Below are 12,144 nucleotides of genomic sequence, written 5' to 3'. Positions count from 1 at the left end.
GCTCCGTCCAGACGGGGCGGGCCAACTTGCCTTTCAAGCCAAAGCCGTGCGCAGTTTGATACCCCATCAGCCCTGATGCGGTATCAAACTGCGCACGGCTTGAAGGGCATGGGGCGGACCGACAGCGTACGATCGTCGGATACGGGTTGCCTCATGTGAGAAACCAACGGGGCACCGGGAGGAGAATCATGACCCTGCTTGAGAGCATCAACGGTCCGCGGGATCTAGACGCGCTGTCGCAGGCCGAATTGGCCGAGTTGGCACAGGAAATTCGGGGTTTCCTGGTCACCAATGTGTCCGCCACGGGTGGGCACCTGGGTCCCAACTTGGGTGTGGTTGAACTGACCTTGGCTCTGCACCGGGTCTTCGACTCGCCACAGGACCCGATCGTTTTTGACACCGGCCACCAGTCCTACGTTCACAAGCTGCTCACGGGCCGCCAGGACTTCACCACGCTGCGTCAGGAGGGGGGCCTGGCCGGTTATCCGGACCGTGGGGAGTCGGAGCACGACGTCGTGGAGTCCTCCCATGCGTCATCCTCCCTGTCTTGGGCGGATGGCATCTCCCGCGCTTATGCCATGACGGGTCAGGATGACCGCACGGTCGTCGTCGTGGTGGGCGACGGCGCCATGACCGGTGGGATGACCTGGGAGGCTGCCAACAACATTGCGGGCGACCCTGACCGGCGTGTGGTGATTGTGGTCAATGACAACGGCCGGTCTTATGCACCCACGGTGGGTGGGTTGGCTCGCCAACTGCACAACCTCAAGGCAGACGTTCAGCAGGGTGTGGACGCAGTACGCACGGACCGGCGGTACGAGGAACTGCTGACCACCGTCAAAGATGGTTTGAAGAATGCCGGCCCGATCGGGCAGGCCGCCTACCGCGGGCTGCACGGCATGAAGGTGGGGCTCAAGGACGTGGTGGTGCCCCACGGTCTGTTTGCGGATCTGGGCATGAAGTACGTGGGTCCGGTGGATGGGCACGACCAGGAAGCCCTGGAGCAAGCCCTGCGCAATGCCAAGAACTTTGGCGGACCGGTGATTGTGCACGCCATCACGGAGAAGGGACACGGTTACCCGCCTGCTTTGGCCGATGAGGCGGACATGTTCCACGCCGTGGGGACCATCAACCCGGAGACGGGTCAGCCCATGAAAGCCAGCTCCGGGCGGTCCTGGACGGCAGTGTTCGGTGATGAGATCGCCGCCATTGCGGATCACCGCGAGGACATTGTGGGCGTCACGGGTGCCATGCTGATTCCGGTGGGCTTGCAAAAGATGCAGGCCGCGCACCCGGACCGTGTGGTGGATGTGGGCATTGCAGAACAGCATGCGCTGACCATGGCTGCGGGCATGGCCTTTGGCGGATTGCACCCCGTGGTGGCCTTGTACGCCACGTTCATCAACCGAGGCTTTGACCAGCTGCTGATGGATGTGGCGCTGCACAAAGCGGGGGTGACAGTGGTTCTGGACCGCTCGGGTGTGACGGGACCGGATGGTCCCAGCCACCACGGCATGTGGGATCTGGCGCTCCTGCAAATCGTGCCCGGCCTACACCTGGCAGCTCCGCGTGATGAACCCAGTCTGGTGGAACAGCTGCGGGAGGCCGTGGCCGTGGACAACGCACCCACGGTGATCCGTTACCCCAAAGGCAACGTGGGACCTGAGATTCCAGCAGTCCAGCGCTTGGACGACGGCGTGGACGTCCTCCTGCGCACCGGAACCGGGCAGGAAGTCCCGGATCATGACCGCGATGTCCTGCTGGTCTCCGTGGGTTCCATGGCACCCATCTGCCTGGAAACTGCGCAGCGGTTGGAGGCCCACGGGGTGACCTCCACAGTGGTGGACCCGCGCTGGGTGTTGCCGGTGCCGTCGTCGTTGGCTGAATTGGCTGCCAGGCACCGCATTGTGGTTGTGGTGGAGGACGGTGTGCGCTCCGGTGGCATTGGGTCCCTGGTGCGGCAAAGTCTGCGCGACGCCGGTGTGGACACCGCCTTGAATGAAGTGGGTTTGCCCACGGAGTTCCTGACCCATGCCTCCCGGGATCAGATCTTGCAGCGGGTGGGTTTGACCGCCCAGCGCATTGCGCAAGACACATTGGCCTCCGTACTGGGCACAAAGGTGCCTTATGCCCGGCCCGTGGAGGACAGCGCGGAGACTCACAATCACGTGCGGTGACCCGCGTTGTCGCACGCGTCACTTGTCAGTAGGCTGAGATATTGACAGCGGGTTGCACCCGTCGGACAAGGAGTAAGGACCAAGCGATGTTGAAGAAAGCTGCATTCGTGCTGGGTTTTGGAGCTGGTTTCCTGGTCGGTTCCTACATGGGCCGCGAACCGTATGAAAAGGTCCAGGCCAAGGTGACCGGCGTGGTGGAGGATCCGGAGGTCCGCCGCAAGGTTCAGGAAGGTGCAGAAAAGGCTGCCGCAACCGTCAAGGAACAGGCACCCGTGGTGGGGGAGAAGGCCGCGGAAGTGGCCAAGTCCGCCACCGCCAAGGCCAAGGACGCTGCGGGCGGTGCCAAGGACGCGGCCAAGGACAAGGCCCACCATGGCTCAGATGCCACGTCCAACCTGGACGGCACCACGCAGGACACCGGCACCCCCAAGCCTGGCCCCACCCAGCCTCTGCCCGGTTCCACCAGCTGAATTTGAACCACCCGGCAGCCACGATGGCTGCCTCCGCAAAGATCTGCCCCGCACCGTCACGGTGCGGGGCAGATCTTTCTTGGGACAGGGCTGGTGGTGCATTCAGGGTTATGGGCGGGACTGCCGCAGTGTGGTTCAGGGCTGGGATCTGAGCGTGGCCCAGAGTTCGGTCAGAACTGGCGCGGTCAGGCGAATCTGCCAGGGCCGGGCACCCAGCTCCGCCAGGGCAGCCCCCACGGCTTCCTCGGATGTCTCCGTGGGTGGCTCCCAGGCAAAGCGGCGCAGGTGCTCAGGCACCAACAAGTTTTCCGTGGGCATGGAATGGGTTGCAGCCAAGTCAGCGATGGCAGGCTTGAAAACTTTGAGCCGTGCAGCAGCAGGGGGCCGTTTGGTGTCCCAGGCCTTGACGGGTGGTAGGGCATCCGATGCGATGGTGAATGGCACCAGATCTTCCTCATGCCGGGCCGCCTGCAGAGCGGTCAGCCAGCGCGGGGCCTCCCTGGAGGCGGCGCGGCCGTGAAAGCCTGGAGTTTTCAGCAGTTGGGGCACGGTGCGCGGCATGGTGATGGCAGCTGCCACCAGCGCAGAGTCGGGCAACAGCCGCCCCGGCGAAATGTCCCGGTGGCGGGCAAGATCCTCACGGGCTGACCACAAGTTTCGCAAAGCAGTGAGTTGACGGCGATTGCGTACCTTGGTGATTCCAGAAGTGCGCCGCCACGGGTCTTTCCGGGGTACTGGTTGATCGGCACTGCGGATGGCTTCAAACTCCTCCAGCGCCCAGTCGAGTTTGTTCTGTTCGCGCAGCAGGTCTTCCACGGCCCAGCGCAGTTGGACCAGGACTTCCACATCCAGCGCGGCGTAGGTGAGCCAGGACTCGGGCAGGGGGCGTTTGGACCAGTCCACCGCCGAGTGCTCTTTGGAGAGCGTGAAGCCCAGGAGTTCTTCGGTCTCTGCTGCCAGGCCCACGCGGTGCAATCCGGCCAGGCGACCTCCGAGCTCGGTGTCAAAGAGCTTGTCCGGCCACATGTCCAGATCCCGCAGGCACGGAAGGTCCTGGGTTGCCGCGTGCAGGACCCATTCCACGCCGCTCAGAGCCTCATTGATGATGCCCAGTGAGCCCACTGCTTCAGGATCAATCAGTATTGTTCCCGCACCTTCACGGCGCAGCTGGACCAGGAAGGCTCGTTGACCGTAGCGGAAGCCACTGGCCCGTTCGGTGTCCACGGCCACGGGGCCGTGACCGGCCTCCAGCTCACGGGCTGCCCGTTCCACTTGGGACACTGAATTGAGCACCCGCGGAATGCCCTCGTGCGGACGGTCCAGGTGCACGGTCTGCGGGACGGTGAAGTCCTCAAAGCCCGGCACCACAATGTCCGGTGATGCCGCTGCTGTGTTGGGGCTGGGATCACTCACAGGTTCGGTCAATTCCTCATATCCAACGGCCGCTGCTCGGCCACATCTGTGCCTGGTCAGTGCCTACGGTAGGCACCTGGCCGGTGGCCCGGCCGGAGAAAACTGTGGGCTAGCGCCCCGTGAGGCGTACCACGCCGTCGGTGACCGGGGGTAGCCCGGCAAAGGTGCACACCATGTCAGCCCACGCCTCCAGATGCGCACCAAAGTCTTGATCGGTGGGTGTCCAGGAGGCACGCAGTTCGACGTCGATGTCCTCACCCGTGTCCGCCAACTGGCCAAACCCTTCGGCCAGGACACGAGAGGCGGTCCCACCTTCGCCGGTGTATGCGGCACCGTTGCGATCCAGGGACTCCAACAGCCAGCTCCACGCCACGGAAGCCAGCATTTGATCATGCCCCAGATCACGTTCCACCTGAGCTTTCACAAAGGTGACAATGCGGAACTCACCACCCCACTCGCTGCGGCGGGACGGTGCATGGCTGAGGATGAAGCGGCCGGTGGCCAATTCATCCGAACAGGCGCGTGGCATGGAAGCCACAGCAGTGGCGGGCAGTGTTGGACCATGCCATGCCGCCACCTGCTCCGGACGGTAGCCGGAATCGGTGGCGTCCGTGACGGTGGCCGAAAAAGCCACCGAGTCACTGGGCCCCATGGGAACGGTGATTTCCGTGAGGTCAATGTCATGACGGCACTGCGCAGCACGCAGGGAAGCCACAGCCGCCCTGAAGCGGCCAAGCCCTCCGTGCAAATCAGTCACCACGCTCACGCGTTCCAGGGTAGGGGCAGCTCACGGCGGCTGCGCGGTGGCACGCCGCCAAGCCGCCACTGTGACCAAGTCGCTCGGAGGCGCGTCCGGAGCCTATTCGCCCGTAGGGGTCAGTCGCATGGACACCGAGTTGATGCAATACCTCTGGTCAGTGGGGGTGGGGTAGCCCTCACCGGAGAAAACATGCCCCAGGTGGGAATCGCAGGCCGCGCACCGGACCTCCACGCGTTCCATGCCCATGGTGGTGTCCCGGATGTAGCGCACACGGTCCTCGGCCAACGGCTGGTAGAAGGAAGGCCAGCCGCAATGGGAGCCGAACTTGGTCTCCGAGCGGAACAGCTCAGCACCGCAAGCGCGGCAGCTGTAGACGCCTTCCGTTTCCGTGTCCCAGTACTCGCCCGTGAAGGGTCGCTCCGTACCGGCCTCCCGCAGCACGTGGAACTCCTGCGGGGTGAGCATGGCCCGCCATTGTTCATCGGTGTGGTTGACCCGGGGGACCGGGGTGGGCTCGGACTGAGGGCTTGTGGATCCGCTGAAATCAGACATGTGTCACCTTTCATGTTCGGCAGATGCCTTGCTCCTGACACAACACCCCCGTTCGGCCGCTTATGCCGTGGGAGGATGGCCGCATGACTCAAGGTCGATTCCCCCGCAGGTCCGCAGGTTGTGCTGCTGGTGCGGCCCCCACCAAGGCCACACCCTCCGGCTGGAAGCGCGGCGCGGTGGTGGGGGCGGCGGCCATGGCGGGTACGGCGTCGTTGTCTTTTGGGCTGACCTCAGCGGTGGCTGCCTATCTTGCCCGTCAAGTGGTGGTCCCGCCGCGCTATCGTTCGGAGGATCTGAGCATCATCCGCTACACCCCGGCCGCCCCACCGGAGGACGGCGCCGGACTGCTCCCCGGGGCGGGGGAAGTCACTTTGGCCGCCACCGTGGAAACCACCGTGGACGGGGTCTACAGCCTGCGGTTCGACGCCGGAGCCGGCCATGCGCGGATCGGCGCCATCACCTCCTGGTCCCCTGCCGACTCGGAAGTGGTCCGCACCGTGGAAGAGGTTTATTCGGGTGATCTGAGCGCAGCTTCCAAAGGGTGGTGGTCTGGAACCGTGTTCCCCGATCCCGCTCATGCCGGGTACGCCTTCGAGGACGTGGAGATCCCCATTGAGGTGGGGCTGGCTCCGGCGTGGGTGGTGCCGGCAGACGGTCAGGTCACCCCCCATGGACAACGGCCGCGGATGATCGCGGGACCGTGGGCCATCATGGTTCACGGTCGTGGGGCGCAGCGGATGGAGGGCTTGCGCGCGGTGGCGGTGGCGCAGGAACTCGGATTGACCTCCATGCTGATTTCTTACCGGAATGACCGGGAAGCACCGTCTTCTGCGGATCGCCGCTACGGCCTGGGTTTCACGGAGTGGAAAGACGTCCAGGTGGCAATCTCCTACGCCAAGTCCCGTGGCGCCACCCAGATCGTGCTGTTCGGGTGGTCCATGGGTGGCGCAATTTGCATGGCCACCGCAGACCAATCCTTCTACCGGGATGACATTGCGGCCATGGTCCTCACCGGTCCCGTGGTGGACTGGTTCACGTTGTTCACCCATCACACCGCCAACCGAAAATTGCCGCAGGGCATTGGCCGGCTGGCCTCTCAACTGATCAGTTCACGGCGTGGACGACATCTGACCGGGCTGGCCGCGCCTGTTGACCTGGCCAGTTTGGATTGGGTGAGCCGCTACCGGGAACTGCGTACACCAACTTTGATCCTGCATTCCAAGGACGATGAATTTGTGCCGTACACCGCTGGTCGGCAGCTTTCCCGGTTGTCTCCGCTGGTGGACTTTGTGGCCTTTCGCAAAGCCCGCCACACCAAGGAATGGAATGTGGACTCGCAACGCTGGGACAACGCGGTACGCCCCTGGCTGGCTGCGCGCCTGCAGGGCACCACCTGACCGCTGATGCAGCACCGTTGAGCCCCCATGCCCGACGACGCCGGAGCTCCAGCGCCGTTGTCGGCTCAGGTGGGGCGCTCAGCCGTGCGCGCCGGGTGAGGAACTGATCTCTGCCACGGAGGCACTCAGGACCGTGATCAGATCCTGCGGTGCCACCTCAACATCTAGACCGCGCCGACCCCCGGAGACGTAGATGCTCCCGTGGTTCAGGGCCGAAGCATCCAGCACGGTGGGAGACGGTGTTTTCTGCCCGAAGGGAGATATGCCACCCACCACGTAACCGGTCCGGCGTGCCGCCACTATGGCATCAGCCAGGGCGGCTTTCTTCCACCCCAAGGCGGCGGCTGCAGCCTTCATGGCCACCCGCCGATCCACGGGCAGCACCACCACCCCGAACTGGCCCCGCGCCTCGGTGTGATCCGCGGGGCTCACCACAAGAGTTTTGAACACCCGATCGGGAGGTACCCCCAACGCCTGGGCGGCCTCGGCACCAAAGTCGGTGACGGCGTCGTCGTGGTGATAGGCGGCCTGGCTGAACACAACGCCGTGCTCGGTGAGGAATCGCAAAGCGGCTGTGCCGTCTGGCTCACTGGGGGAGCGCGCCCCTGATTTCCTGGCCTTTTTGGACACTGCCATCAGCCCCTCACGCTGCGGTACGGGGCAGGCTGCTGACCTGGCGGCGGATGCGCTCCAACATGGCTGACATGCCGCGCATCCGCAGCGGGGAAACCAACTGGGTCAGGGCAAACCGTTCGGTGAGATCCGCAGGCAAGTCCTGGATCTGCCGAGCGGTGAGCCCGTCCAGGCCGCTGTGCAGAATGGAGGCAAAGCCGCGGGTGGTGGGAGCTTCCAGCGGTGCAGAGAAAAACAGGCGCACGGGGGTGGAATCATCACCGGTTGGGGCCTGATTCTCCCATTCCACCGTCAAGAACAACGGAGACTGGCACTCCACCACCTGCTCCAGTTCCTCCGGGTGCTCGCCGTAGCGTTCGGGTAGGGCAGGTAATTCCCGGGAGAACTCCAGCAGCAATTGCAGCCTGTCCTGTTGGGGGACGGCGGCAAAATCCTCCACCAACTCCGCCACGGATTCGGGTAGTTCGGTGTGGGATGAGGCGGTCATCGGTTGCTCTCCGGCGCTTGTCCCCGCTGCTCACCGGCCACGATGGGCACTCGCACAGAATTACCCCATTCAGTCCACGAGCCGTCGTAATTGCGCACGCTGGGGAAGCCCAACAAGAACTGGAGGACAAACCAGGTGTGTGCAGAGCGCTCACCGATTCGGCAGTAGGCAATGACTGGTTCCTGCGGATTCAGGCCGATCTCCTCCTGATAAATCGCTTCCAGTTCGGCTCGGGGCTTGAAGGTGGAATCAGGTGCGGCTGCCCGTGCCCACGGCACAGAGGCGGCGGTGGGAATGTGACCGCCGCGCAAGACACCTTCCTGGGGGTATTCGGCCATGTGGGTCCGCTGTCCGGTGTATTCAGGTTCCGAGCGGACATCAATCAACGGGATGGTTCCCAGCGCCTCCAAAACCTGCGGCTGGTAGGCGCGGATGGGGGCGTCGTCGCGCTCCACGCGGGGGTAGTCCGTGCGCGGGCGTGGTGCAGTTTCCGTGGTCAGTTCCCGGCCTTCGGCAATCCACTTGTCCCGTCCGCCGTCCATGAGCCGCACGTCCTGGTGCCCGAACAGGGTGAACACCCACAGCGCATAGGCCGCCCACCAGTTGGACTTGTCTCCGTAGACCACGATCGTGTCTTCCCGGTTGATGCCTTTGGCGCTCATGAGTTGGGCAAACTGCTCGCCGTCCAGATAATCGCGCACGTCTGGCAAATTGAGGTCCGTGTGCCAATCGACCTTCAGGGCTCCTGGGATGTGGCCGGTTTCGTAGAGCAGAACGTCCTCATCCGATTCAATGACGACGACGCCCTCCTCCCGACCGTGCTCAGCCACCCAGGACGTGGAAACCAGACGCTCGGGGTGCGCGTATTCGCTGAACTTCGGATCGGTGGTGTCTACTTCCACGGACATGATGCGACTCCCTCAGAGGTGACGATGCGATGTGGTTGGGGCCATCCGGTACCGGCTTGGGACCATGCGGTAGCGGGACTGGTCTATTCGGTACAGGACTGGTCACCAGCGTATCCCCGTCCAGGTGCTTGGTCCTGCGTCTAGTTCCCGTGTGCGCGGGCGGCGAACCGCAGGCAAGCCGGTAAGCTCACTGTGGTGTCCAGGCCTGCTGTGCACCCGTGAGTGCGGAAAGAGGTTTACGTGTCCCCGCAGATCCAACGCCTGGTTGATCGCCGTCCGGCAGTGTCGGCCGAAGAGCTCCTGGATGGCTTCCGGCCGTCGGAGAGATTCGGTGAAGTTTCCTTTCAGACGTACCGACCAGATCCCGCGCAACCAACTCAGGCTCAGGCCGTGGCCGAACTGCAGCGTTTTGCCGGTGGCATCACGGGCCCCAAGGGTGGTTCGGGTAAAGGCGGTGGGTTCCTTGCGCGCATGTTCGGTGGGGGAGGTGCTGCCACCAGCTCCAAACAAGGCATCTACCTGGATGGTGGCTTTGGCGTGGGTAAAACCCACCTGTTGGCTTCCCTGTGGCATGAAGCCCCGGGGCTGAAGTCCTTTGGCACCTTTGTGGAATACACCAATCTGGTGGGCGCACTGACATTTCCCAAGACCGTTCAGGCCTTGAGCCAGTACAGCCTGGTGTGTATTGACGAGTTTGAGCTCGATGACCCGGGGGACACCGTTTTGATGTCCCGTCTCATGCGCGAACTCTCCGATGCCGGCGTGAAACTGGCTGCCACCTCCAACACGCTGCCAGGTTCCCTGGGGGAAGGCCGTTTTGCCGCTGCCGATTTCCAGCGCGAGATTCAGGTCTTGGCAGATCAATTCGAGGTCTTGCGCATTGACGGGGAGGACTTCCGCCACCGCGGACTGCCTGAAGCTCCGGCGTCCCTGACGGACGATCAGGTGGAGTCCGTCATGCAGCAGCGCTTTGCGGACTCCCAGGCAATAGCCGTGGATGAGTTCAGTGACATTGTGGAACACCTCAGTGCAGTCCACCCGTCCAGGTATCGGCACCTGATCAAGGATCTGGACGGCATTGTGTGGCGTAACGTCCACACGGTAGATCAGCAGGCCTTGGCGCTACGCCTGGTGGTCTTGGCCGACCGTCTGTATGACCGCGACCTCCCGATTGTGGCCTCCGGTGCCTCGTTCGATCAGATCTTCACCCCGGAGATGATGGCCGGCGGCTACCAGAAGAAGTACTACCGGGCGGTGTCACGCCTCACCGCGCTGGCCCGGGAAGGCTTGGCAGAAGGCTGACCCGTCTCCGCTGGGCAGCGATCCCCCAAGGGGCCAAACACGAGGTTTGACGATGCATCGTGATTACGCGGTGGGGTTTTCTAGCGCCTGGCGGATCATGTCTGCAGCCTGTGGTGCATCGACGGCCAGGCGATCTAGCACAGCTGACGCTGCTGTATCACCACCCCAGACGCGGGCAATCTCAGTCACGATCCTGCTCAGCGCATCGGGGTGGGTTTCCTGTAGCCGAGTGAGAAAGGCATCCGGGTGCTGCGCCTGAATACCCCATGGGCCCAGACCGTCGTCGGGAAAGTCACGTAGATTCCGAGTGACAATCGTCTGTGCTCCGGCGTGGATTGCAGCAGCCAGTACGTGCCTGTCGTCGAGGTCGGGAAGTTCGAGCTGCTCGATCAGATGCTCATGGCCGCTGACCGTCACATCGCGGATCGCTTGGTTCATCAGCAACCGGGTGCGCTTCAGCCTGGTTGGATCCAGGTCTGGGCGGTTGGTTTGGAGGTTGCTGAACACCTCATCAAGGATCCGATCCGTCCACTTGGGTTGCACCAGCCGCGCCAACCCGGCCCGGATCAGCACATCCCTCAGCGTGGACGGGTAGAGCACATTCGCGTCATAGACAACGACCTGCGGCATCAGGACATTCCAAGCGCCTGGGCCTCCGCAGCCAGCTCATCCGCAGCCGCTGTTCTACGGGTGTCGTCCTCCCGCAGGTAGCGCACCAGAGAGGCTGCTTTCACTCGACGGTGGGTACCAACTGAGCGGTAGGAGATCTGCCCGTCATCGAGCAGGCCGATCAGGAATGGACGCGACACATTCAACACATCCGCTGCCTGCTGAGTGGTCAGTTCCGCCTCTGCCGGTACGAGGGCCACGCCCTCACCGTGGGCGAAGCTGTCCAGCACACGTAGGAGTGCGGTCAGCACCGATCCCGGCACTTCTACCTCCCTGTCCGAACCACCCAGGCAAAGCAGCACCGGGATACTCGCATCCCGCGCGCCGTCGAGGCTGCGCAAAGCGGAGGCCGCCAACGCCGCATCTGTGGGCTCGGGGACAAGAATGGCAATGTCACTCATCAGACACCCCCTCAATCGTAACTATCGAATCAGTCGCAATAAGTGTAACGCCGATCCGGTGCGGTCCTAATGGGTCGTCGCGCTCTGATGGCTGTGGCACAGCACGAGACCTGACCGACCTGGCAGGCGTGCCACGGGCGACGACCTCTCATGGTGGATGCACCTCGTTGGTTGCACCCATGTGAGACCCGGACATGAGCAAGGCGCCCACCCCGTGAGGGATGGGCGCCTTGCCTGTGAGGTGTGGCGGTTGCTTCACAGCAACCGCCACACCTCAAGCGATCAGTTGTTGTCCGAATCGCCGTTCAGGGAATCCTTCGCCTGATTGATCTGGTCTTCGTACTTGCCACCAGTCTTGTCATTGGCGAAATCAGCGCCCTTGTTGACGGCGTCCGGGTTGTCCGAAGCGGCCTGCTTGGCCTTGTCTGCAAATCCTCCGAGGTCCACCATGGGTTGTCTCCTTTCGGTTGGGATCAGTCAGCTCGTCATCAATCTGACTCCCACAACTCTGCTGGAGTGATCCTTGCTTGTCCAGCACCTTGCCCTCCTGACCAGGCCGTGTTTGCTCAGGGCAAAACCGACGGGACTACGGCCTGTGGGGACGCAGCGGGCCTTTCATGCGGGTTGGTAGTTCCGGGGGATGCTTCGCCTCACGCCAGTCAGTAACCACGACGGCGGAGCACCCGCCCCGTCGTGGTGCTTCCACCTGCGGTCCGCATTCGTCCTCATTCGGTACGCAAAAGACCAAGAACCGCCTCGATCAGTGGCCTTTTGCGTACCAACTCAGGCCCGCGCTGAAGCGCTGCGGGCCGCTGGTCGAGTCTCTGAACACACGAGGAACACGCGGCGGGGTTTGGGAAAACAAGAAACGGCCAGTCACCCTGCGGTGACAAGCCGTTTTGCTGTGCGCGATACTGGGATCGAACCAGTGACCTCTTCCGTGTCAGGGAAGCGCGCTACCGCTGCGCCAATCGC

General features: G+C 63.4%; 13 protein-coding genes and 1 tRNA gene. 4 read left to right on the top strand and 10 right to left on the bottom strand.

Going from position 1 to position 12,144, the window contains the following annotated elements; all coding sequences use genetic code 11:
* Window positions 1–188 precede the first annotated feature (188 nt).
* Window positions 189–2,177, top strand: coding sequence for a 1-deoxy-D-xylulose-5-phosphate synthase (gene dxs, locus Q4G32_RS11425; protein WP_303351524.1), 1,989 nt, complete (start codon window positions 189–191; stop codon window positions 2,175–2,177).
* An 86-nt stretch (window positions 2,178–2,263) separates the two neighbouring features.
* On the top strand, window positions 2,264–2,647 hold the full coding sequence (locus tag Q4G32_RS11420) for a hypothetical protein (RefSeq protein ID WP_303351522.1): 384 nt from the start codon (window positions 2,264–2,266) through the stop codon (window positions 2,645–2,647).
* Window positions 2,648–2,782: 135 nt separating this feature from the next.
* Here the strand turns inward: Q4G32_RS11420 and Q4G32_RS11415 are convergent, their stop codons facing one another.
* The 3 genes from Q4G32_RS11415 to msrB form a co-directional block, all read right to left on the bottom strand.
* Window positions 2,783–4,060, bottom strand: a complete 1,278-nt coding sequence (locus Q4G32_RS11415; protein WP_441327501.1) for an HRDC domain-containing protein — start codon at window positions 4,058–4,060, stop codon at window positions 2,783–2,785.
* A 109-nt stretch (window positions 4,061–4,169) separates the two neighbouring features.
* Entirely contained in the window at window positions 4,170–4,826 is a 657-nt protein-coding gene (locus tag Q4G32_RS11410; protein WP_303351521.1) for a DUF3000 family protein, read from the bottom strand.
* Window positions 4,827–4,919: 93 nt separating this feature from the next.
* A complete protein-coding gene (msrB, locus tag Q4G32_RS11405) occupies window positions 4,920–5,372 on the bottom strand; it encodes a peptide-methionine (R)-S-oxide reductase MsrB (protein ID WP_303351519.1) in 453 nt (150 codons plus the stop codon).
* A gap of 83 nt (window positions 5,373–5,455) precedes the next feature.
* Between msrB and Q4G32_RS11400 the strand changes: the two genes are divergently transcribed.
* Window positions 5,456–6,769, top strand: coding sequence for an alpha/beta hydrolase family protein (locus Q4G32_RS11400; protein WP_303351517.1), 1,314 nt, complete (start codon window positions 5,456–5,458; stop codon window positions 6,767–6,769).
* Window positions 6,770–6,847: 78 nt separating this feature from the next.
* Here Q4G32_RS11400 and ybaK read toward each other — a convergent pair whose 3' ends face one another.
* The 3 genes from ybaK to Q4G32_RS11385 are packed head-to-tail and all read right to left on the bottom strand — an operon-like array spanning window position 6,848 to window position 8,797.
* Window positions 6,848–7,405, bottom strand: a complete 558-nt coding sequence (ybaK, locus tag Q4G32_RS11395; protein ID WP_303351515.1) for a Cys-tRNA(Pro) deacylase — start codon at window positions 7,403–7,405, stop codon at window positions 6,848–6,850.
* A gap of 7 nt (window positions 7,406–7,412) precedes the next feature.
* The gene (locus Q4G32_RS11390; protein WP_303351513.1) at window positions 7,413–7,889 is read right to left on the bottom strand and encodes a SufE family protein; all 477 of its coding nucleotides are present in this window, start codon (window positions 7,887–7,889) and stop codon (window positions 7,413–7,415) included.
* Window positions 7,886–8,797, bottom strand: a complete 912-nt coding sequence (locus tag Q4G32_RS11385) for a sulfurtransferase (protein WP_303351511.1) — start codon at window positions 8,795–8,797, stop codon at window positions 7,886–7,888. Before Q4G32_RS11385 ends, Q4G32_RS11390 begins: the two co-directional genes overlap by 4 nt.
* Before the next feature lie 240 nt (window positions 8,798–9,037).
* Here Q4G32_RS11385 and zapE point away from each other — a divergent pair, with 240 nt between their 5' ends.
* Window positions 9,038–10,099 (top strand): cell division protein ZapE, encoded by a 1,062-nt coding sequence (zapE, locus tag Q4G32_RS11380; protein ID WP_303351509.1) that lies wholly within the window; start codon window positions 9,038–9,040, stop codon window positions 10,097–10,099.
* 63 nt (window positions 10,100–10,162) lie between these two features.
* Here zapE and Q4G32_RS11375 read toward each other — a convergent pair whose 3' ends face one another.
* The 4 genes from Q4G32_RS11375 to Q4G32_RS11360 all read right to left on the bottom strand — a co-directional run bounded on the left by Q4G32_RS11375 (window position 10,163) and on the right by Q4G32_RS11360 (window position 12,144).
* Window positions 10,163–10,729 carry a PIN domain-containing protein gene (locus Q4G32_RS11375; protein ID WP_303351507.1) on the bottom strand — a complete coding sequence of 189 codons (567 nt, stop codon included), beginning with the start codon at window positions 10,727–10,729 and terminating at the stop codon, window positions 10,163–10,165.
* The gene (locus Q4G32_RS11370; RefSeq protein WP_303351505.1) at window positions 10,729–11,169 is read right to left on the bottom strand and encodes a helix-turn-helix domain-containing protein; all 441 of its coding nucleotides are present in this window, start codon (window positions 11,167–11,169) and stop codon (window positions 10,729–10,731) included. The genes Q4G32_RS11375 and Q4G32_RS11370 overlap by 1 nt, the downstream gene beginning before the upstream one ends.
* 282 nt (window positions 11,170–11,451) lie before the next feature.
* On the bottom strand, window positions 11,452–11,619 hold the full coding sequence (locus Q4G32_RS11365; protein ID WP_303351503.1) for an antitoxin: 168 nt from the start codon (window positions 11,617–11,619) through the stop codon (window positions 11,452–11,454).
* A gap of 455 nt (window positions 11,620–12,074) precedes the next feature.
* Window positions 12,075–12,144 (bottom strand) — tRNA-Val (locus Q4G32_RS11360).

Origin of the sequence: Kocuria sp. (assembly GCF_030538595.1) — a bacterium.
Lineage (GTDB): Bacteria > Actinomycetota > Actinomycetes > Actinomycetales > Micrococcaceae > Kocuria.
This window is presented reverse-complemented; position numbering and strand designations above follow the sequence as displayed.